The sequence below is a fragment of the Haliea sp. E1-2-M8 genome, assembly GCF_030649675.1.
GTDB lineage: Bacteria > Pseudomonadota > Gammaproteobacteria > Pseudomonadales > Halieaceae > Haliea.
Genome location: NZ_JAUTDR010000041.1, coordinates 1 through 21,065 on the forward strand (window position 1 = coordinate 1; position 21,065 = coordinate 21,065).

14 protein-coding genes and 1 pseudogene are annotated in these 21,065 nt (G+C 59.0%); 7 read left to right on the plus strand and 8 right to left on the minus strand.

The window, feature by feature from the left end; all coding sequences use genetic code 11:
• Window positions 1-63 precede the first annotated feature (63 nt).
• Together Q6D67_RS20440 and Q6D67_RS20445 are read right to left on the minus strand one after the other, a co-directional pair.
• Window positions 64-1,173 (minus strand): acyl-CoA dehydrogenase family protein, encoded by a 1,110-nt coding sequence (locus tag Q6D67_RS20440; protein ID WP_304707573.1) that lies wholly within the window; start codon window positions 1,171-1,173, stop codon window positions 64-66.
• 26 nt (window positions 1,174-1,199) lie between these two features.
• Window positions 1,200-2,447, minus strand: coding sequence for an acyl-CoA dehydrogenase family protein (locus tag Q6D67_RS20445; protein WP_304707574.1), 1,248 nt, complete (start codon window positions 2,445-2,447; stop codon window positions 1,200-1,202).
• Window positions 2,448-2,596: 149 nt separating this feature from the next.
• Between Q6D67_RS20445 and Q6D67_RS20450 the strand changes: the two genes are divergently transcribed.
• Both Q6D67_RS20450 and Q6D67_RS20455 read left to right on the plus strand, forming a co-directional pair.
• A complete protein-coding gene (locus tag Q6D67_RS20450; RefSeq protein ID WP_304707575.1) occupies window positions 2,597-3,772 on the plus strand; it encodes a CaiB/BaiF CoA-transferase family protein in 1,176 nt (391 codons plus the stop codon).
• Window positions 3,773-3,855: 83 nt separating this feature from the next.
• Window positions 3,856-4,749 carry an SDR family NAD(P)-dependent oxidoreductase gene (locus Q6D67_RS20455; protein WP_304707577.1) on the plus strand — a complete coding sequence of 298 codons (894 nt, stop codon included), beginning with the start codon at window positions 3,856-3,858 and terminating at the stop codon, window positions 4,747-4,749.
• 265 nt (window positions 4,750-5,014) lie between these two features.
• On the opposite strand, the gene Q6D67_RS20460 is transcribed toward Q6D67_RS20455, so the two are convergent.
• The 3 genes from Q6D67_RS20460 to Q6D67_RS20470 all read right to left on the minus strand — a co-directional run bounded on the left by Q6D67_RS20460 (window position 5,015) and on the right by Q6D67_RS20470 (window position 14,410).
• A complete protein-coding gene (locus tag Q6D67_RS20460; protein ID WP_304707579.1) occupies window positions 5,015-5,311 on the minus strand; it encodes a type II toxin-antitoxin system RelE/ParE family toxin in 297 nt (98 codons plus the stop codon).
• The gene (locus Q6D67_RS20465) at window positions 5,312-5,542 is read right to left on the minus strand and encodes a CopG family ribbon-helix-helix protein (protein ID WP_304707581.1); all 231 of its coding nucleotides are present in this window, start codon (window positions 5,540-5,542) and stop codon (window positions 5,312-5,314) included.
• Window positions 5,543-5,737: 195 nt separating this feature from the next.
• On the minus strand, window positions 5,738-14,410 hold the full coding sequence (locus Q6D67_RS20470) for a putative Ig domain-containing protein (protein ID WP_304707583.1): 8,673 nt from the start codon (window positions 14,408-14,410) through the stop codon (window positions 5,738-5,740).
• Between the two features lie 220 nt (window positions 14,411-14,630).
• Between Q6D67_RS20470 and Q6D67_RS20475 the strand changes: the two genes are divergently transcribed.
• The gene (locus tag Q6D67_RS20475) at window positions 14,631-16,967 is read left to right on the plus strand and encodes a winged helix-turn-helix domain-containing protein (protein ID WP_304707593.1); all 2,337 of its coding nucleotides are present in this window, start codon (window positions 14,631-14,633) and stop codon (window positions 16,965-16,967) included.
• A 123-nt stretch (window positions 16,968-17,090) separates the two neighbouring features.
• Window positions 17,091-17,240 carry a type II toxin-antitoxin system ParD family antitoxin gene (locus tag Q6D67_RS20480; RefSeq protein ID WP_304707585.1) on the plus strand — a complete coding sequence of 50 codons (150 nt, stop codon included), beginning with the start codon at window positions 17,091-17,093 and terminating at the stop codon, window positions 17,238-17,240.
• Here the strand turns inward: Q6D67_RS20480 and Q6D67_RS20485 are convergent.
• Window positions 17,230-17,352, minus strand: coding sequence for a hypothetical protein (locus Q6D67_RS20485; protein WP_304707596.1), 123 nt, complete (start codon window positions 17,350-17,352; stop codon window positions 17,230-17,232). The genes Q6D67_RS20480 and Q6D67_RS20485 overlap by 11 nt on opposite strands.
• Window positions 17,353-17,742: 390 nt before the next feature.
• Here Q6D67_RS20485 and Q6D67_RS21965 point away from each other — a divergent pair.
• Window positions 17,743-17,802: pseudogene (locus Q6D67_RS21965) on the plus strand (hypothetical protein); the annotation flags it as partial.
• 22 nt (window positions 17,803-17,824) lie between these two features.
• On the opposite strand, the gene Q6D67_RS20490 reads toward Q6D67_RS21965, so the two are convergent.
• Together Q6D67_RS20490 and Q6D67_RS20495 are read right to left on the minus strand one after the other, a co-directional pair.
• Window positions 17,825-18,652: a hypothetical protein gene (locus tag Q6D67_RS20490; protein WP_304707587.1), complete on the minus strand. Its 828-nt coding sequence runs from the start codon at window positions 18,650-18,652 to the stop codon at window positions 17,825-17,827.
• A gap of 215 nt (window positions 18,653-18,867) precedes the next feature.
• Window positions 18,868-19,734 (minus strand): phage integrase N-terminal domain-containing protein, encoded by an 867-nt coding sequence (locus Q6D67_RS20495; protein ID WP_304707589.1) that lies wholly within the window; start codon window positions 19,732-19,734, stop codon window positions 18,868-18,870.
• 420 nt (window positions 19,735-20,154) lie between these two features.
• Here Q6D67_RS20495 and Q6D67_RS20500 point away from each other — a divergent pair, with 420 nt between their 5' ends.
• Together Q6D67_RS20500 and Q6D67_RS20505 are read left to right on the plus strand one after the other, a co-directional pair.
• Window positions 20,155-20,412 (plus strand): type II toxin-antitoxin system RelB/DinJ family antitoxin, encoded by a 258-nt coding sequence (locus Q6D67_RS20500; protein ID WP_304707591.1) that lies wholly within the window; start codon window positions 20,155-20,157, stop codon window positions 20,410-20,412.
• Between the two features lie 14 nt (window positions 20,413-20,426).
• Entirely contained in the window at window positions 20,427-20,687 is a 261-nt protein-coding gene (locus Q6D67_RS20505) for a type II toxin-antitoxin system YafQ family toxin (RefSeq protein ID WP_304707594.1), read from the plus strand.
• Window positions 20,688-21,065: the final 378 nt, after the last annotated feature.

Below are 21,065 nucleotides of genomic sequence, written 5' to 3' on the forward strand. Positions count from 1 at the left end.
AATCGGCTGTAAAGCCACGTCAACACTGGGTTTCAGCATGATCGTAATCAAATTAACCGGACACTAGTGAGGCGCCCCCATCAAAATACTCGCCAACTGGGACCTATGCCATGCACCGTCTCCCCATAGGGCCTGGCTGTGCATTTGACGCTTGAAATACAGATGGAGGAAACACTCCCACGTGAAACCGATCCCGCCATGGAACTGGATGGAGCGGCTCGACGCGAATCGCGCCATTTCGCTGGCGCAGGCTTTTGCCATGTGTGCAAAAGCCTCCGCGCGCTCAGGTTCTGTGTCAATTGCGCAAGCTGCGTTGTATACGAGCGACTTACTTTTGTCGACTTCGATCATCACATTCACCAGAGGGTGTTTTAGCGCCTGGAAGAATCCCAATGGCCGATCGAACTGCTGCCTTGTTTTCGCATACTCCACTGTTGTTTGCAGTTGCCATTCGCCTGCGCCGACCATGTCTGCGGCTAGCATGGTCAAAATCGCCGGCATGGCTTGCCGAAGCACGGCGTTCGCGTCGTCGCTAACCAGAGTTGCCTCGACCCCCTCAAAACTCACCGTTGCCTGATCTCTTGTGAGGTCGATAATTGCATCTGGATGCACCGTAACTCCGTCCGCCTCCGATGCGACCCAATAAAGGCAGCTACCGGCACGAACCAGAAAGTATGCGACCTTTTGTGCGTCCTGCACAAAATACCCGACACCGGTAAGCCTGCCTCGCTCTACGCGGGATGTGCTGCATTCTCGTCCACGTTCGTTGTATAGCACAAGGCTTGCGGCGGCCCCCTCCGCTATCGCGGCCAGCGCTGACGTTGCTGAGGAACTTTCGCAGGCGGCCAGTACGTAAGTGGTATTGACGGTAGCCAACAGTGGTGACGGGAAGGCAGCCTTGCCTGCTTCTTCGCACAGTGCGGCAACCGCAACGGCCGCCAATCCAATTCCCCCGGCTGACTCAGGCACTGCCAGCATGGTCCATCCCAAATCAGCCATCTGTCGCCATAGTTCTGGTTTCCAGCGAGCTTCACGAGATTTGTGTGGGTTTGGGTCGGCGGCAACCAGAGCATGTAGCCTGTCTGCCGGCAAATGTTCAGCAAAGTAACGTTTGGCACTTTCTCTAAGAAGTGCATGTTGTTCGCTAAAGCCAAAATCAGCAGGCTGAACCATTAGATTTACTCCCACTCTTACTAGAATTATTTGGTTTTGGGAAGGCCGAGCACGCGCTCACCCAAAATGTTTCGCTGTATCTCACTCGTACCCCCAGCAATGGTACTACCAAAAGACGCCATATATTCCATCGGCCAGCGACCTGCTTCCGGGGCATGTTGATCCGCAGTTCCAAGCGAACCTGCTAGGCCGGCTATCTCTGTGCCCAGTTGCGCAATATTCTGTGGAATTTCGGTGATGAGGAGCTTCTGCTGCAGGGATATTCGGGTGGGATGATCGATCAGATGCGGCGCGCGAGCACGGCGCCTGTTCTGGCGTGAAGCCTGTTCATCGATAATATTCTGCATGATGCGATCACGAATAATCGGGTCGTCGGAGGCCAACTGTTCACCACGCGCGGTGCCTCTCGCCAGATCGATCAGTCCGTAGGCACCTCTGCGCAGTCCGTCGACTGCTACAGATTTCTGTATCCGCCCACCGGAGGCTGGTGTCAATCGCTCACCGCCTCCACGCTCGTACAACAAGGTAGTCATGGCGACCTGCCAGCCATTCCCTACTTCATCAAGGCGGTAGGCGTCATTAACTTCCAGGTTGTCAAATAGCACTTCGTTGAAACCGGTCTCACCGGTAATCTTTATAAGCGGCCTTACCGTGACACCTTTGCCAAGGGCGGCGCGAATAGGCACCACGAAATAGGACATTCCCCGATATTTATCTGCCTTATCAGTACGCAGCAGCAGAATCATCCACTCGGCGAAATGCGCCAGAGAGGTCCATACCTTGTGGCCGTTGATGATCCATTTGTCACCGTCGCGTTCTGCAAAGGTTTGCACATTGGCAAGGTCTGATCCCGCCCCTGGCTCGCTAAATCCCTGACACCAGATTTCCTCACCGGAAAACAGTTTGGGTAGGAGCCGCTGTCCAAGCACTTTGCTACCATGATGAAACAGTGTCGGTGCAGCCATACCCAGGCCGATCACATTAGGAAGGAAAGGGGTTTTTGCGGCAAACATTTCTGCGTTGGCGATATGCTGGCAGTTGTTGCGGCCGCCACCGCCCACTTCTATAGGGTAATCGCAGCCCACCAGGCCCGCATCATAAGCAGCTTTTTGCCAACCTTGAAAATAACGCATGTGCTCCGGCGCTTGAATTTCCATCGCGGTCGGAGGCAAGCGCATATCAGTTTCCGGATAAGGGTTATCTCTAAGCCACTCACGACAATGTTGGCGAAATTCCTTTTGCTCAGGGGAGTCTGAGTGCGCGCTTTTGGTCATATATGGACTCCTGACAGAGGTTGGTCTGCCTGTTCCCGGGTAAGCGTGGGCAGACACAAGAACTTGCGCACGACTTTAATTGAACTATAGCTCATTTATGAGCTATAATTCAAATATAATTCAACTCGATCTGCAGAGCAGCAACTATTATGTCAGGACCGTTGACAGGTATCCGCATTCTCGATCTTTCGGCCGTTCTCTCCGGTCCGCTTGCCGCCACCTGGCTCTGCGATCAGGGCGCAGAAGTCGTCAAGGTAGAGTCATTTGAAGGTGATATCATCCGGCGGACGACAAAAGGCCCTAACGGTCTCAATGCCAACTTTATATCTAGTAACAGGGGAAAAAAAGCTATCGCCGTCGATCTCAAGAGGGAGGAAGGCATCGAAATTGTCAAGAAAATGGTCCCTTATTTCGATGTCATCCTGCAGAACTTTCGCCCCGGAGCGGTCGAGCGCCTTGGCCTGGATTACTACTCGATCAGGACGATAAATCCCACGGTAATTTACTGCTCGATTTCTGGTTTTGGTAGCTCTGGACCCTACGCAGGCAAGCGAATTTATGACCCGATTATTCAGGGCATATCAGGACTCAACGCAATCCAGGGTGGTCCGGACGGATCACCAAAAATGATTCGTACACTGATGCCGGATGTGGTGACCGCGCTTACCGCAGCACAGGCGGTTACCGCTGCGCTATGGTCTCGGGAACGAACTGGCGAGGGCCAGCACATCACCCTCGCGATGATCGATGCGATGATTGCCTTAACGTGGCCCGATGCCATGATTGGCAACATGCTACTGGATGGTAGTGAACCGGGGGCCCCCAATAGGAAGGACGAACTCATTTTTCAGACTTCCGACGGTTATATCACGGCGGTGGCCATTTCAAACAGCGAGTGGCACGGACTGTGCCAAGCACTGGGTCACGAAGAGTGGTTACAGAATGAGCGTCTCGGTACGCCAGCTCGACGCACCGGTAGAACCGCGGAAACAGCAGAGCTAGTAGCTCCAATCCTGGCGGAAAAACCATCAAAACACTGGCTCGATCTACTCGACGCGCACGGTGTGCCCTGCGGTCCGGTACTGAACTGCGCGGAACTGCCAGAGAACGAGCAGATCATTGCCAACGAACTGATAGAAGTACTGGATCACCCGGGTATTGGCAAGATTCGGCAAGCACGTCCAGCGGCCAGATTCTCTGCTACCCCAGCCAGGATTCAGGGTTTCGCCCCAACCCTTGGCGAGCACAGCCGTGAGATTCTCCGCGACCTGGATTATTCGGAGCAGGATATCGATGAACTGTTCGACAACGATATTGTTCACTGAAAAGATGCGGCGATGCCCAAGTATTACGGTCCAGGGATGATCTTCAGGTCAACAGCCAAGAGCTCACCACATAGGGGCCAATAATGCTTCCAAAATTGGATTTCAAAAACAAAACTGTACTGATTACCGGCAGCACACGTGGCATCGGCTACGGATTAGCGGAGCACTTCGCATCGCTAGGCGCCAACCTGGTGGTCAATGGAACCAATGAAGATCTTGTGACGAAGGCGGTCGCCGCTCTACAAAATGAGGGCGCGCGGGTTGCAGGAATCGCACTACCGGTTACACGAGGGGAGGATATTGTCGCCTTTGCTCTTGATGCTTTTCCGCGGGTCGATGTGGTGATCAATAATGCCGGAATAGTCCGGGACTCGCAGTTTCATAATATGTCGCTTGAAGCCTGGGACGAAGTCTACCGTGTGCACCTGGAAGGCTCTTTTCGAATTACGAGAGCGATGTGGCCTCACTTCATGAGTAGCGGCGGAGGACGTGTACTGATGATGTCGTCGGATGCCGGTCTTTTCGGAAATTATGGACAGAGCAACTACAGTGCGATGAAGGCTGGAATGATTGGCTTTACTAAAGCTCTGGCAATCGAAGGGAAGAGATACGGCATCAAGGTCAACGCCATTTGTCCCGCTGCCAATACGGACATGACCGAAGCCCTTATGAAGCCAGTGTTGAAAAAGCACTTCACTACAGACAAGATTAGCCCAGTCGCGGCATATCTATGCCATGATTTTTGTAGTGACTCGGGCTCAGTAGTCAGTGCCGGGGCGGGTCTGATCGCAAAAGGGCGCTATCAATACAACGAGGTGATGATCGAAGATGGTCAGTCTTTCAGCATAGACGATGTTCACCGCGTGTGGCCTGAAATCTCCCGGTTCGAGACGAACGTGAGCTACCCAACGAAACTTAGCTCGCTTTACAAACGGCTCGTCGCAGCTATCGAAGGTGGACGAACCTTGCGGGGCTGAGATGGATCGCCAACAGGTCATCCAGACCCTGCTTATGGCCTTGTGGTAGAGGAAAGGGCTGATTTGTTTGAATATATCGAGGCGTTTTACCATCCAGGAAAGCGGCCTACGCCGGAGTACTTGAAATAAACTGGGTGTCTTTGAAGTATCCGTAAAACTGTAGTAGAACCTCTCTCCCGAGTTAAGGGGGGGATGCATCGATATTCACTAAACTCTGTTAATGATGCACCGGAACGCCGCACCGCCCATCGACAATGGGGGAGCCTTACACTGTCCAGCTCCGCGGCGTTTTCCGGGAGCTGTGAAATTCCCGCAGGATCTCAATTCGATCCAGGCGGGGTCTTACTCGATACGGCAGGATGTATCGGGTATCGGGAACCACGAGCTCTCGAGTGCCGTGCATGCGCCCCGGATGGCCAAAAGCGGGATTATCTGTCAGAAGACTCACGGTTTTATGGATTCTTTGCACCACAAGCCTCGCGGCCTGGGGATCGTCTTGGGCGATGTAGTCGACCTCTTGGTTGAGGTTTTGAAGGGCTGTGGTCAGCCACCTAACCTGCATCTACCCCCATTTCGCAAAAGTTTTCTTGATCTCGGCTGCGCTGGCAAAGTCGCCGGCATCGGCTTCTTTCAACGCCTGTTGGATTTCTTGGACCTGCCACTCGTTGAGTTCGATAAATTCGCGAATGGCTTCAGCGGCGAGGAATGACTTTGATCGTTGCGTCGCGGCGGCGAGTTGCTCCAGTTGCTGCTTGAGATCGTCGTCAAGACGGATAGTCATGGTGCTGGACATGATGGTACCGTGATGTGCTGTGTTCGAAAGTACACACTATGGCACAACAAATTGGCTGGTTCGTATCCAGGCGGTTCGTACTGCCGGACTTTTGCCGGTTTGGGTCCTGCGTGGTAGTGCACGGTGGTGCGATTTGCAACGGGCGATCCACCATAAAGATCAATAAAAACAAAATGTTAAGATTTATGTCGATATCTACAGGCCTTTCAGGATGACATCCCGGACGAGGCTGTTGAACGTCTCAGACACTTTTTTGTTACGCTCGGCTTCAAGCTGACCCTGGGATTTCAAGGTTTCCTTATCCGGCCCCCTGCTTTCTCCCTTCACTGCCTGAGACAGCTTATCCAGGCTGGAGCCGACGCTGGCACCCTTTTCTGCCAACCCCTGCAGGCCTATTAACAAACCTGAGGCTTCCGTGAAGGCTTCCGTCGACGTACCTCCATTGCGGACGAAATTAGCCCCGCTGGCCAGCGACTTGGCCGCGCTGAGCATGGCGAATGCCGCTTTATTGATCTTGTCCGCCGCATCAATCGCAAAGGCGCCGACCTCAATAAGGCGATTGCCCGCAAGGAACGAGGCGTACCCGAGCTCCTCCAGTGGTCCCAGCACACCCCCCGGCAACAGGTCTCTCGCCCTCGGATCACCGATCATGATCAGGTAGCCTGCCTCACGCAGATCAAAACCGGCTTTCCAGAACTTGTTGAGCAGAATGATCGTCGTCACGCCGGTAGTCAGCGTCGGCGCCAGGTTCAGCGTGATCTGCGCCAGTGACACTGTCGCCGACAGGTTCGCGATCGTGAAGCGTCCCGTGGGATCCGCGAATGAGAGCGGGTTGTTGCGCGCGTAGAGGTAGCGGTGCCGACTGAATGACTGACCGAGCTCACCAGCGAAGGGGTCGCGGCCAAGAAAGCGACCGGCCCTGGGGTCGTAGTCGCGCGCGCGCAGGTGAATCAGCCCCGTAGCGCTGTCGACACGCTCACCCGCGAAACGGTAGGGATTGTCGCTGCTTCCCATGACAGCCGAGCGTCCACCAAAGGCATCGTATGCGTAGCGGTCGCTGATACCCCCACCTTCATCGGTCAGGACGCGCACATTCTCACTGGCATCGCGATGGAAGAAACGCAGCCCTCCGCTGGTGCCACGGGCGAGCAGCCTTACGTCGAAGATATTCTCGGCGAGAATGCTACCCTCAACCGGATCGCTTTCGGCAAGAACCTGCGACACGCCCGTATCGTTGAGCGCTCCCGGCTCCACCAGGTAGTCAATCGTATCGCCACCAGCCTCCCTGCGGATGCGTCGATCCTCGGCATCATAGCGATAGCGGACAAGACCTCCGGGCGCGTCCACCTCCACCAGCCGATTGAGGGCATCGTACCGGTAAGCATAGCTTCCATCCGGCCCGTTGCGCCCCGCAAGGTTGCCACGGGCATCATAGGTGCGCAGTTCGCTACCTTTCGTGAGGAGTTTATCGGCTGCATCGTAGGTGTAGGCCTCTACCACCCCGCCGTCGTCAACGCGGGTACGGTTACCCACCGCATCGTAGGCGTAGCGCAGTTCCAGGGTCACAGCACCGCTGCCGTCCCGATGTGTCTCTCGCGTGAGCCGGCGCACAACGTCATAACGGTAGTCAATATGCCCACCATCCAGGCTCTCTACAGAGGCGATATTATCGGCATCATCATAGCTGTAATCCAGGCGCTCGAGGTCGACACCGCCCTCACTCAGGAGAATGCGTGTCGTCCGTTGGGTGGTGTCATGGGTGAATGTGGTCGTGACGCCGTTGGCGTAATCGACCCGGGACAGTTCGCCGGTGGGCGTGTAGTCATAGCGCGTCTCGTTGCCGTCGGGGTCACGCGTCGCGATAACGCGATTCAGCGCATCGTAGCTGTAACGCGTTGTCCGCGGTGATTCACCTGCAAGCGCGACAACCGAACGCTCAACGACATTGCCAGCCGGATCCCGGACGTAATCGATACGACGGCCATCATCCAGCGCCATGGAACTCGCACGGCCCTCGATATCCCGATTGAAGGTCACACCCAGCGCACCATTGACTGCAGACAAACGGGCACCACCAGAATCCACTGTGTAGGTCGCGACGCTGCCCGGCACGCGGCGCTCGATCAGACGACTCTCCGCGTCATAGGTGTACTCGACCCTGACACCATCGGCCCGCACCCGGGCGCTGACATTACCCAGGTCATCGTACTCCGTTTGCTCCGTGCTGCCATCGGGGAAGATACGCCAGACCTCACGATTATTGGCGTCGTACTCGAAACGAGTCGTGTGTCCCCGGGCGTCCACCTGCTCGATGAGGTTGCCCTCGCCGTCGTAGCGGTAACGGGTCTCGAAACCCGTTGCATCGACGACCGAGACAAGGTTGCCGTTGGCATCATAGCGGTAGCCAGTGGTGTTGCCCAAGGGATCTGTCTCGCTGGCCAGCTCACTGCGAGGCGTGTACGTAAAACCAAAGACCCGTCCATCGGGCAGTTCTGTCTCAGTACGCCGGTCACGGGCATCATAACGATGACGCGTTGTGTTGCCAGCGGCATCGGTTTCGGTAATGAGGTTGCCATTGGCGTCGTAATCAAACTCCAGCCGCTGGCCAAGCGCATTGATAATTGCAGACTGCCGTCCCGCAGCATCGTATTCGAAGCCTGTCGTGACACCGCGGCGGTCATTACGCTCTACGACGCGCCCGGCTGCATCATAAGCGAAAGTCTCCTCGCTACCGTCTGGGTGGGTCGTGCGGATCCGTCGTCCGGCCGCATCGTATTCGTGCCGCAGCTCCCCACCTCGAGGGTCCACGCGCAAGGCCAGATTTCCGCGCAGGTCGAAGTCAAAGCGCAACTCTCCGCCTTCGCGGTCGTCGAGTGACAGCACGCGACCCAGGCCATCCGTAACCTGGCGACGCGAATTGCCCCGGGCATTGGTGACAGTCTCAAGGCGACCGGTCACGCCATAGCTGTAACGCTCCGCATTGCCGAGCGGGTCCACGGTTTCCGTCCGCGAGCCGAGAGCATCGACGCTTACGGTGGTAGCGTTGCCGCGCCGATCCGTCTCGCCAACCAGCCGACCACTGGCATCGAATCTGGATTCGACGCGGCCGCCGAGGCCGTCGATGCGGGCGATCTGGTCTCCGCGCGCATTGTATTCGAACCCAACCACCGCGCCTGTCTCGTCTGTTGCCGCAGCGACCTCCCCTGTTACGGTATGTGCGTAGCTCCGGGTGCTGCCGTCCGGCGCCACGGTCTCGACCAGATTGCCGCGCGCACCGTAGCGAAAGCTGGTGACCTCTCCTCGGGCGTTCGTCTCCGCAGACACGTTGCCAAAGGCATCAACGGCAAACGTCGTCGTGTTGCCCAGGGGATCGGTGACGGATAGCAGGTTGCCGTCATCGTCGAAGGTCCGGCTTGTTGTTTCACCAAGGGCATTGGTCTCTCTGATGAGATTGTCATCCGCGTCGTAGGCGAAGAGGCTCTCATTTCCCAGCGGATCGGTAATGCGGGTCACGTTGCCACGTTCGTCGTACACGTATTCTGTCTCTGCACCATCCGCGTCAATAACACGTTCCTGACGCAGATCCGGATCGCGAAGAAACCGCAGCGCACGGCCCTCGCTATCGGTTGAGTTGACTATCCGTCCTCTGCCGTCGTAGGTGTTTTCAAGGATATTGCGGCCCGCCGGGTCGATGATCCGTAACAGGTTGTGTGAGGCATCGTAAGCGTAACGCGTGGTCTGCCTTCGCGGATTCTCATGCGCGACCAGGTCACCATTGCTGTCATAGCGATAGGTCTGGCGATGACCGGAAGGATCGACCAGGGCTTTGATACGACCCGCATCGTCGCGCTCAAAGATCACCGACCGTCCGGCCGAGTGGGTGATGCCGTTATCGCCGAGCGTCAGGGTGTTGCCGTTACGATCACGAATGGACTCGACACCCTGCTCCCGGTCAATCACCACCTGTGTCCCATTCACCGCCGTGTAGCGGAAGCGCAGCGGGTCATAGGTCGCCCCCGAGGCGCCGACAGTCAGGTTCACCGGCCCCGGCTGGCCCTCGAGAATGGTGACGGTGTTGTCACCCAGGGCCTCAAGACGGCCATAGGTCCCGGGACGCGGCCGAAAGAGCACAGTCTGGCTGAGCGCGGGAAATGGCACGATCGGCGATGCAGACGGCGTCACCACCATATCGAAGGCCTCCACACGACCATCCGGCAGCGTCACAGTCACCTTGTGCAGGTCATCCTCGGCCATGCCATAGGTGAGGCCTGCGCGCACAACACGCCAGGCTGTGCCAAGCACACGGTTGCGCGTTAAACGCAAGCTGTCGATTCCCAGCCGCCAGCCAACCCCGAAGTCATTCGTGCGCTTGTTGTCGGTACGGTAGCTGCGAACCACCCTTAAAGGCAGGCCAGATACGGGCAGATCGAGGTCGACAAGCTGCAGGTCGAAGTTGCCGACCTTGAGCTGGCCCTCCACCTGCACCGTGGTTGTGTCCTCGCTGACGTTGCCGGCCCGGTCCCAGGCCTGCAACCGCAACGTGTACTGATCATTCTCGAAGCGGGTTGCATCGAAGATGCCGAGCGCCCCCCCAGACACCTGTGCCGTGGCCTCGGCAAGAAGCGTGAACTCTTCAAGCCCCGCCGGCGCCACGGAAAGTTCGTAGCGCAGTAAATTGGCATCACGAACGGTACCGCGCACCTCGGTCAGACCGGTAAGCAATGCGTCAGGCAACGGCGTCTGTAATTCAACCTCGGGCGTGAGTTGTTCGTCGACGCGGGCGACGACCTCCAGCCTCGCACTGCCGTCGATTCCGGCGAGGCTGGCTGTAACGTTCAGCGTGCCCACGGATGCCGGCACGATCTCCGGACCCACGCTCCAGCCAGCCACCGCCGTCAGTTCCTGGCTGGTGCCGTCATCGAATAGCCCTTTCGCCTTCAGGCTGACCCGTTCACCCGTTAGCACGGTCTTTTCCGTCGGGCTGACCGCAATGGCAACCAGGACCTTATTGCCATCAATGCCGTCGCAGTTCTGGTCGATGCCATCGCTGTTTGCATCGGCCGCGCCGGGAAATATTGCCGCGTTACGGTCGTCGCAATCGCCCTCATTCGGCGTGAATCCGTCGCCATCGCCGTCTGTATCCGCGGGACCCGCGCCGCTGGACAGGGTCAGGCGGACCATGGCGCCAAGAGCCGCCACCGCACCGGCGGGGGGGCTCTGGCTGAGCACCTGATCCGCAGGCACGAGGGCATCGGAACGGAAGAAGCGCGAGCCGACCTCCAACCCAGCGGCCAAGAGCGCAGTCGCGGCATCCATCTCACCCAGGCCAACCACATCGGGCACCGTCACCGGATCGCCGACGCTGAGGGAGAAGATCTGCGCCGCGGAAAGGTCAAGGGTATCGGTGGCGGCGATGGCAACGGCAAACTCGCCATTACTATCGGGATACCAGCTTATCTCGCCAGTCATGGTGTCGATGGTCATGCCCGCAGGGCCATTGAGCAGCGAGAAGCTCACGGAGTCGCCGGGATCGACGTCGGTAACCGCGGGACGATACCGATAGACGGTGCCGATGCTTGTCGCCCGATCCGGCTCACTCAGGAAAAACGGCGGATTGCCATTCGGGCGTACCTCAATATTGACGGTGGCGTCGGCCGAGTCGAATTTGCCATCGCTGACACGGTAGGTAAAGCTGTCCTGCTCCGGTGCGAAGGGGTCCAGATCCGGTACGATCCGGTTCCAGTAGTTGCGCCCGGGCTGCAGCCAGTGCGGCTCGAGACTCGTTGGCAGGCTGCCGTCGACGTTCACCCAGGTCGGCTGCCCATTGGTCTGCGAGCGGATCGGGCGCGCCGGCGGGAAGGGCTCGCCGGGCAGGTTGTCCCAGATCTGCAGCGTTCCGCGGAGGAGAAAGTCGGCAAAGCCGGTCACGATTTCGGCACTGCCATCGCCATCGATATCGGCCACCGTCAGCGGTTCATCGCCACGGTCGATGGGCCTCCCCTGCTCGGAGGCGATGACAGCGCCCGTGCTGCCGTCAAGGATGTACAGACCTGCATCGGCCAGGTTGCCGCTGCGAGAGGCCGCCCGCACCAGGATCAGCTCGTCGATGCCGTCGCGGTCAAGGTCCATCGCGACCGGCGAGGAGGAGCGATTCTGATTGGAGATCTGCACAATGTAACTGTCAGCCAGATCCCAGAGTGGCTCGCCGTCGCTGTCAAAGGCTCGCACTGTCAGGTCGCCTCCGCCATCGGCCTCGAGCATCATGACGAACTCCGGGAACGGGTCGCCGTCCAGCTCCGCCAGGGTGATTTCGCCCCAGGAAAAGCCAGAGCCCGAGCTGAAGCTGTCGTAGGGCCGCTGCCACTGAATCGCGCCGTCGTGGCTGAAAAGGTAAAAATTGGAGGCGTCGTAGCCGAGGATCTCCGGGTAGGCGTCGTTGTCGAAGTTCGCGACGGCGACGCTCAGAAAGTCATTGCCCAGGTCTCTGATGGTCTTTTCCACAGGGAACTCGAAGAGCAGGTTGCCCTCGTGATCGAGCACGAGCTGATTCCAGATAATCTCCGGGTCGCCGTCCATATCGAGATCGACAATCACGGGCGACGCCGAGTTCTGCTGGCCCGGTCGCGTCACGCCGCCCACAAACTGCCAGAGAATCTCGCCGGTGCGGCCGTCCCAGGCCACAACCGCATTGCACGTAGTATTGACAATCGCAGTACACAAAGGCGGTGTGTCGGGTATGGGGCTCACGGGACTTACCTGCGTGAACCCGGTGAGCAGTGCAATGCGCCCGTTGCCGTCAAGGTCGACAGCGACGGGACTTGCGTGCGTCCATTGGTTGTTGAATCCCGTGTCAAACACGGCGTTCTCGCCCAGGCCATCGAACGGCCAGCCCGCCACGGGCGTACCGTCGAGATTCATCGCCATCAAGCGGGCAGTCACTTCACCGGGAGTCGCCGGCAGGTTGTCCGCAAAGCGGTTGTATTGCGCTACAAGCTCAAGCTCTGGGTCGTCATCGAGATTGACCAGCGTCGTCAACGCAGTGAAAGATGGCTGGCCCGATTCATCCGGGATGGGATTGAGCGTGACGCTACAGTCCGTGGGATCCACAATGAATACCCGCGAACCCAGCTGCGTGTTCGACAGGCCGACAATCTCGACCTTGCCGTCGCCGTCGACATCGGCAGCCGCAGCGGTGCCGCTCTGGACACTGAAAAGGTTCAGGTCCGTCTCGCATTTCAGGTCGAGACCGATGGTGATGCGCTCCGGTTCCAGCGGCGTGTAGGCGAAGGCCCCATCCACCGCGAAGCTATCGACGGTACCCAGAGACGGGTCGGAGCGCTGCTGGGCCAGCAGGATATCGCCATTCGGATCTGTGTCGTTACTCAGCACGCCCTCGCTTGCCGGAATCAAAAGCGTCTCGCCCTTGCGCGCGATGTACACGTCGTCCTTCGCAGTCGGCGCTGCGTTCGGTAATGTCGCGGTTACCGAGAAGGTGCCGAAAGCGCGGGCGCCGGCCGTATCCATGGCCTGAATCACCACATCTGCCGAGCCCGCCTGATCCGACTGCGGGGTCCAGATCAGTGCACCGCTGGCCGGGTCGATGGTCATGCCATCGGGGCCGTCGACCAGGGAGAAGGTCAGGGTGTCCCCCGCATCCGGATCACTCGCGCTGGCCTGGGCGGCGAGCGGCGTGCCCACGGGTAGCGCCTGATCGCCGGGCACCGTCAGCCGCGGCGGGGTGTTTTTCCGCACCACTGCAGCAACGGTGAAGACATTGATGGCAAAGCCCGACTCGTCCGTGCGCCCGGTATCGTCCGTCACGCGCACCGTGACCGGGTTGCTGCGCACGTCGCCACTTCCCGGAGTCCAGTTCAGGACGCCCGTGGCAGACACGGTGAGCCCCGCGGGGCCGCTGATCAGCTCCCAGTTCAGGATCGCCCCCGTATCCGGATCCGCCGCGAACAGATACATCTCGAAGGCTGTCTCAGCCGGGATTGAGCGATCCCCTGGGCCGAGGATGATCGGGGCCGTTTCACCGGGCACGAAGGGCAACTGAAAGCAGACCGTATCAAGCACGTCGATCTTTGCGTCCCGGTTGCAGTCCCCGTCTCCCGGGAGTACACCGCGCTCAAGAATGCGCTCGACAATCAGGCGCACGTCCTCGGCGTCGATCCTGCCATCATTATTGGCGTCGCCCGGCAACCCCTGTGCCTGGGCTATTGGCGCGAGAGGTGCCAGGAACGCCAGCCCTACGAGTGACATGACCACCGGTCGACGCCGTGACCCGGCGTGGCGGCGTGCGATCCCCGTGAGGAGCAAGACAAGCAGGACAATAACCCAGGCGGGGCTGGCCGGGATGACCTCCGGCTCCGGCGGCTCTGGCGGCGCCGTCATGCCACCGGTAATCGTGATCGTGCCAGGCCCCAGGGATGACGGCGTGATGGCCTGCGCCGCGGCATCGGATATGACGACCGCGGCGAAGGTCAGCGCCGTGGTGCCGGCGACTGCTGTAGCCGCCACCGCCAGGTTGATCGTGGCCAGCGTGCCAGTGTTCAGAGCCATGATTGGCGATGTCGTGATGACCACCCGGTCCCGCCCCGGCCCGAGGGGATTGCTGGCGACGCTGTGGCTCCCGGTGAGGGCGGCGCCGCCGTTCACCGTGCCGAGGGAAACGATCGCCGGGTCGTAGAGGATGTCGAACTGCAGTGCCACCGCCGATCCACCTGTGCTGATGGTGGCATTCACGGACCCGCTATCCCCGGCGGCCAGGCTTGCATCTCCCAGCGTGAGGGATACCTGCGCATGTGCGCCAACGCTCGACACGGTCAACAGAGCCACGATGCCCAGGCACCACGCACCCACTCTCATAACGCTACCCATGGCCCGCCCTCAATCGCTCCTGGGGCAGTGTGACCCAGACCGCTTCACGTGATATCTTGGGGGAGAGTACCGGCAGAAGCTTGATTTCTGCATGACATTGCGTGACATTATTGGGACTATGGTGCTAACTCCTGAAAATTCAGCCCCTCACGGCGAGAGTGGCATACCGACAGCCTTGCCTACTACAGGGCAGGTTGTCAGCACCGTGATGACCTATCACTTTGCCGGTTTCTGCCTGTCGACGCGTCGCCAGTGCCTGTATCGTGACGGCACGGAAATTTCCCTCAGCACCAAGCTTTATCATTTGCTCCTCGCCTTCCTACAGCAACCAGACATCGTTCTGACCAAGTCCGACATCACGCGCGCCGCCTGGCCCGGGCAGATCGTGACGGACGCCGCCATCGCCAAGCAGATACAACGCTTGCGCGAGCTGCTGAACGACACGGATCGCAAGGTCCCGCTGATTGAAACGCATCGTGGCATGGGATATCGGCTGACCTGCACCGTGACGCCTGACTACCAGCCCTCTGTGGTCAACGTCGGAGTTCTGGGGGGGAATCGTGCGTGGCCGCGCCTGGCGATGGCGTTGCTCGCTCTGGTCATTGTCGCCGGATGGCTGGCGCTGGACTCAGGGGTGGTTCGCAGCACTGCCAGCACATCAGCTGCATCGACTGCATCCACCGCAGCAACGCTGACACTTCAGCCTGTGGCGGGCGATGCTTCCATGCTGACCGAGGGTGCCGCCGAGTACTTTGCCATGCAGCTGGGCGCTGCGGCCGATATCGCGCCCGTCATCGCTCTGGATGGGGACCCGGCGCACATCGCTGACCTGGCGAGCCTCAAGCTGACACGGTCCCGATCCGGACCCGTTGCAGCCATTCACCTGTCGCATGAGGGCAATGCATACACCTTGACGGTGAGTTTCAGGAACAGAGACGAGAAGAATCGCGGCGCGTTTACGGAAGACTCGATCGCAGAGGTGCTTGAACGTGGCGTACAGTGGTTGCGCCGCGAAGTCGATAGTCCCGTTGAAGCCGCGTCTCCAGCACCGCAGAGGTATGCGCTGACGAGCTACTTCAAGGGCCTGGCAACAACGGGCGCCGGACACACCTGCGAGCGCGCCATGGATTACTTTCGCGCAGCCGTCACCAACGATCCTGACTTCCACCATGCGCATCTTCGCCTGGCCCGGTGCGAGAGAATGCTGGGGCGTTCCCATAAGGCAGCAGCCATTGCAGCCGCTTTATTGGCGAATGCGTTGCAGGCCGATCCGAATCTTCTGCTCGAGGCACGCCTCCTGGCTGCGAGAGCCCAGTACGATCTCGGTAATTCCGCGGAAGCGAGACGCTACCTGAAGGATCTGGATCCTCAATCCATGTCTGATAATCGCCCGCTGCAGCGACTGAAGGTTCTGGCAGCGCTCACAATGCTCGCCCAGCTGGACGGGGACGTCGGTCGTGCCGAGGCCCTTAATCAGGAGCGCCTTGCACTGGCTCAGGCACACTATCCACTTGAATCCTACCTCACTAAGATTCACCTGGACCTCGCAGGCGTCTACCTGGAAACGGGACAACACAAAGCTCTCGCGCAGCACGCGGAGAAAGCGCGCTCTCTGGCCGAAGAGACCGGCGACGGGGAAATGCTGATAGCGAGCTACCGATATCTTGCCGGTAGTTATTTTCGCAACGGCGACATGGACGCTGCCGTGCAGCTGGCACTGGCCGCCAGACCCATCATCGACCAGACGCAATCGGCCATCTCCAAGGCTTACTTCATTCAGTTTTCCGCCATGGCACTTAACCTTCGAGGCCTTTTCGAAGTCGGCAGAGAATACACGGAGTCACTGCGTGAGCTGAGCGAGACATCGGCAAACCCGATGTATGGCGCCATTGCCGACTTCACTGTTATGCACCGGCTGTACGTGCAAGGCGCCTTCGCCGAGGCACATGCGCTGGCGAGCAGTACCCGATCACGACTGGAGGACGGCACGGGCGCTCATGCGGCCATCCCCGTCGCACTGTCGTTTGAGGCCATTGCCGCTGCTCGCAGCGGGCCGATCGGTGAAGCAGCGGCCCTCGTCGACGTTCTGGAGACGCGTTATCCCGGTAATCCGGCGCTGCTGGCCCCGCGCTTGCGCGCCCGAGGGCACATCGCGGCACGCGGCGGCAGGGTGCAGGAAGGTGTTGAGCTACTCCGACAGGCAGAGGCCCGTTACCGCGATACCGGTTCCGCCAGCGTCGCTAATTACGTCGCCTACGAACTCATGGAATTGCGCCTGGGCAGTGAGCCAACTCCACCCTGGGACGATATAGCGAGGCTCTCCTCACTGTCGGATTTCGATTATCCGCTCGCACTCCTGCAGGCCCGCGCGCACGCCGCTGAAGGCAATTACATCGGTGCAACCGCGGCACTGGAGGAGGCGCGCCTGCGCGGCAACGACCTGTGGTCGGATCGGAACCAACTCCTGTTGGAGGAGTATCGGTCTGTAGTGACGATGGCGGATGCGCGCGTCAAGGATGGGCTCGACCCGGGGGAAGTCCGGTGACGCCGAAGGTTCATCGCGCGAACGCCGTTACTGAAAGAGCGTTGCCGGCTGCTTAAGCTTCAGCGGCGTCGTCTTGGCCGGGCATTCACTGCTAGTATCTGATATGGTTCAGTGAGGTGACATATGCCAACCAGAAACGTTGTCCTAACAGAACAGCAGGAGATCTTTGTAGGACAGCTGGTCGAGACCGGCCGTTATCAAAATACCAGCGAAGTCCTGCGCAACGGGTTACATCTCTTGGAGGATCGAGGAAAGCGAAGCTTCACTGGCTGACATCAGTGCCGGAATCATCGCCGGTCCTGATCAGATTGAGCGAGCTGAGTTCGCCGAGGGTTCCGGTGAAGAGGCCTTTCAAAAAGCGTTCAAACGGGTTGTAGACAAACATGACCTTGTTAGGAGCTATTGGTTATCGCCGCAGCCTGAGCTGCCTCCGGAAAGTATTGTTCGCTGGTCGCTCTCGGTATTCGAGGCTGCACGGTGCGGCTGATAGTGCCCGATCTAAACAAAACCACCTCTCTTGTTCCCGGTTGACTCGCCTGCAACACAGTTTGCGGATGCTACGCGTGTAGTTCGAGCCTGCGAGGGGATGCAACTATCCAATGAATCCACCAAGCTATAACATGTATCGAAGATACCTCTTGTTATGGTCCGCTTATGCACAGACCATCGCAGAAATGCCAAATGCCAAATGCCGACCCGCACCGAGGCGGGCGGCGTGTTTTTCCCGTTGGCTGCCTTATCTGGCGCATTGGCCAGGTCGCTATCAGTCATGGCCATGACCGGCAGCGGTTGGCCGGTGGGTCTGGTGGGCGCCAGCCATGGTCGGGAGATGTTCTTCGGTTTTGCCCTGGCTCTGGTCAGCGGTTATCTGTTGGGGCCGTTATTCCGGCGCTGGCTCCTGGTACGATACGCTGCGGGTGTTGCCCGCGCACGCCGTCGATTACTGACTTTGCCACCCGGTTCAGTACCACCAACCGATCCTCCCGGTTCTTGACCTTTGCTCCCGGAATAAGGAATACCGAGGTGCCCAGCTCCGGCACGTCGATCTCCCAATCCCACTGCAGGCTGCAGACCTCGCCATCCCGACAGCCGGTATTCACCTTGAACAGACACATCCGGCTCAGGTGATCCGGCAGCGCCTTGAACAAGCGGTGTTGCTCCTCCCAACTGAGCGGGTAGGGGCGCCTGGCATCGTGTAGCGGCAGCAACTGGATCAGCGGCGCCGACTCCAGCCAGGTCAAGCCGTGTTCATCCCGCCACAGCCGGGCACTCAGGTTGAGTACCCGGCGTACCGTGGCCAGGGCGCCGTTGACGGTCTTGTTCTTCTTGCCCTCTTTCTTCCTTTTATCTACGTAGGCCTGCAGTGTGCCCATATGGACCTGGTACAAAGGCAACAGGCCGATGTACGGGTCCAGCTCTTTGAGATGGAAGGCGTAGGTCCGGAGGGTAGTCAGGTGGGTATTCTCCTCGAGAAAGCGCGTGGCTGCCTCGCGAAAAATGCGCACCGGCCGTATGCCGAATACTGACGCCTGCCTGATCTCCTCAACCCGGCGGGCCAATATCAGTTCCGCCGTTTTGAGGTCGCTCGTTCCAGTGCTTTGGTGAATGCGATGGCCGAGGACCTGCTTGTCGATATGCCAGATCCCACCCCGCTTCCGCAGCCCGGAGTTTCGATTGCGTCCCATAGTTCATCTCCTCGATGTCGTGCGGGACGCCCGTTGCACCGTTTATATTGGTCCACCCAGGCGTCCATTTCAAGGCGGTCGAAGGCGACACCCTGGCTGCCGATGCGAACTTCAGTCAGGGCAGGGCGCACCTCCCGGTTAAAGCGGTTGCGGTCCATGCCCAGGTAGTCGGGGGCGTCGCGGAGCCGGATCAGGCGGGGCTGGATCTGCATCGTCTATCTCCCCAGGTAGACTGCGGCTACTTGTTCTCTGACATGGCCCAGCTCCCTGCTGATGGCCAGGCGTGCCAGCTGATCGGCCTGTCGTTGGGCCGGGGTCAGTTCCTTTTTGCTGGGCCCGCCGCCATGGGGGGAGGGCCAGCCGGTGAGTTCCAGATAGCGCTGCTGGGCATAGGCATGGCGCAGGCCGTGCATTTTCGACAGGCCGGCATTGGCCGTATGGCGCTCGTAGATCCTGAGCTGCTCGATATAGCTGCGCCCTCGGGGGATCAAGGCACCCACCCCGACCAGGCGCTTGGCCTGCTCCAGCAGGGTGCGCTGCTCCCGGGTGCGGATGGGGACGGTGCGTTCCCGCCCGCCCTTGGTCCAGCTGGCTTTCAGGTGCAGGTGGTCGCCTCGATCGGCCCAGCGGGGCCGGATCTTGAGCCCTTCCTCCCGCCGGAGCCCGAAGGCCTTCTGCAGCCGCAGGCTCATCCGCACATGTTCATCCTTGACCCGGTCGAGCTGTTCCCGTGCCAGACCCTTGGCCTTGCTGCTATCGGACACAAACTGCCGGTCCGGTATGCCATAGAAGTCATTGGAACCGGCCACGACAGCTCGCCTGTTAACCTTCTCCGCCCACCAACGTAAACAGCTCATGCGGTTCTTGATGGTGCCGGGGGAAAGGTTTTGCCCCAGCCAGTGGTCTACCAGGGCCTTGATGTGCTTTTGCTTCAAGGACGTGGCCTGCAACTGCCGAAAGCCAAGGTCGTGTAACTGGTTGGCGATGGCGGTCAGTTGCCGTTCCCGGCCTACCCGGGTTTCAAAGCTGCCTTCGTGGCTGTGCCTGCATAGCATTTTCAGTTGGTAGTTCAGGTCGCGCATAGTGTTGATCCTTCGGTGAGTGTTTCTGATCACCTGGCAACAGAAGCTGCGCAGGCCCGCAGGGCGGGGCACCTGGTATTCCCTGGGCCAGTAAATTTTTGCTCACCTACGCTTGCCAGAGCGNGTGAGTGTTTCTGATCACCTGGCAACAGAAGCTGCGCAGGCCCGCAGGGCGGGGCACCTGGTATTCCCTGGGCCAGTAAATTTTTGCTCACCTACGCTTGCCAGAGCGTCAACTAAATCGTTTGATTGACACCGGATGTCTATGGGATGTGTCAGCGGGATTTAGTTGACAGATTTTTGGTGCTCTCAACGGCCGTAGTTAACTTGGCAGTACCTGCGCGATTAATTCCCGCAACCTCTTGATCTGTGGCCACGATGTGGCTACACTTCTCGGGGTAATCACTGGAGTTGTATCGCATGAAGGCCGATGCCGTAGTGCGGGCCCGCATTCCCGCCGAAATGAAAGACAAAGCCGTCGAGGCCCTGGATCGCATGGGCTTGAGCGCGTCCGATCTTATCCGACTGACTTTCCTGCGTGTCGCCGAGGAGGGTCGCTTGCCGTTCGATGTACAGGTGCCCAATCGTGTCAGTCGCAAGGCGATGGCTGAGTTGGAGGCCGGCAAGGGGCAACGATTCGACGATCCCGAGGACTTGTTTGACGACCTTGACATCTGATCGTGCGAACACCTGTGTATTCAGGGGCCTTCAAGCGGGACGTGAAACGGGCGAAAAAGCGCGGCAAAGATATGAGCAAGCTGCGTAGCCTCCTAGAACTACTTATTGGTGGCCAGCCTCTGCCCAGGCGATATCGGGACCACCCGCTCAAAGGAAAATGGGCAGGGTGGCGAGACGCCCACATCGATCCGGATTGGCTTCTTCTCTATCGGATTGAAGAAGAAGAGCTGCAGCTTGCCCGGACCGGGACACATGCTGACTTGTTCGAAGAGTAAGAGTTTGCGGGAGCCGTGAAATGCTCGCCTGATCTCGATTCGGTCCAGTCGAGGTCTCACTTGATACCGCAGTGTTGTGTTCGCAGGTACACATCATGGACCGACAGACTGCCTGGTTCTTATCCAAGTGGTTTTCACTGCCGGACTTTTGCCGGTTTGGGTCCTGCGGGGTAGTGCACGGTGGTGCGATTTGCAACGGGCGATCCACCATAAAGTTCAATAAAAACAACAGGTTAAAATTTAGGTCGATATCTACGAACCAGGCGGTCACACGTTCGAATCGTGCCAGGCGCGCCAATAAAATCAAGGTCTGTACCGGAGACATCCTTTACAGATCATACCGGACACATGGTTTACAGTTCCGGTAGAAATGGATTG

Excerpts from the sequence above, each read along its gene's own strand:
- Q6D67_RS20440 (WP_304707573.1), bottom strand. The coding sequence starts at position 1,173 with ATGGTTCAGCCTGCTGATTTTGGCTTTAGCGAACAACATGCACTTCTT.
- Q6D67_RS20445 (WP_304707574.1), bottom strand. The coding sequence starts at position 2,447 with ATGACCAAAAGCGCGCACTCAGACTCCCCTGAGCAAAAGGAATTTCGC.
- Q6D67_RS20450 (WP_304707575.1), top strand. The coding sequence starts at position 2,597 with ATGTCAGGACCGTTGACAGGTATCCGCATTCTCGATCTTTCGGCCGTT.
- Q6D67_RS20455 (WP_304707577.1), top strand. The coding sequence starts at position 3,856 with ATGCTTCCAAAATTGGATTTCAAAAACAAAACTGTACTGATTACCGGC.
- Q6D67_RS20460 (WP_304707579.1), bottom strand. The coding sequence starts at position 5,311 with ATGCAGGTTAGGTGGCTGACCACAGCCCTTCAAAACCTCAACCAAGAG.
- Q6D67_RS20465 (WP_304707581.1), bottom strand. The coding sequence starts at position 5,542 with ATGTCCAGCACCATGACTATCCGTCTTGACGACGATCTCAAGCAGCAA.
- Q6D67_RS20470 (WP_304707583.1), bottom strand. The coding sequence starts at position 14,410 with ATGAGAGTGGGTGCGTGGTGCCTGGGCATCGTGGCTCTGTTGACCGTG.
- Q6D67_RS20475 (WP_304707593.1), top strand. The coding sequence starts at position 14,631 with ATGACCTATCACTTTGCCGGTTTCTGCCTGTCGACGCGTCGCCAGTGC.
- Q6D67_RS20480 (WP_304707585.1), top strand. The coding sequence starts at position 17,091 with ATGCCAACCAGAAACGTTGTCCTAACAGAACAGCAGGAGATCTTTGTA.
- Q6D67_RS20485 (WP_304707596.1), bottom strand. The coding sequence starts at position 17,352 with ATGTTTGTCTACAACCCGTTTGAACGCTTTTTGAAAGGCCTCTTCACC.
- Q6D67_RS20490 (WP_304707587.1), bottom strand. The coding sequence starts at position 18,652 with ATGGGACGCAATCGAAACTCCGGGCTGCGGAAGCGGGGTGGGATCTGG.
- Q6D67_RS20495 (WP_304707589.1), bottom strand. The coding sequence starts at position 19,734 with ATGCGCGACCTGAACTACCAACTGAAAATGCTATGCAGGCACAGCCAC.
- Q6D67_RS20500 (WP_304707591.1), top strand. The coding sequence starts at position 20,155 with ATGAAGGCCGATGCCGTAGTGCGGGCCCGCATTCCCGCCGAAATGAAA.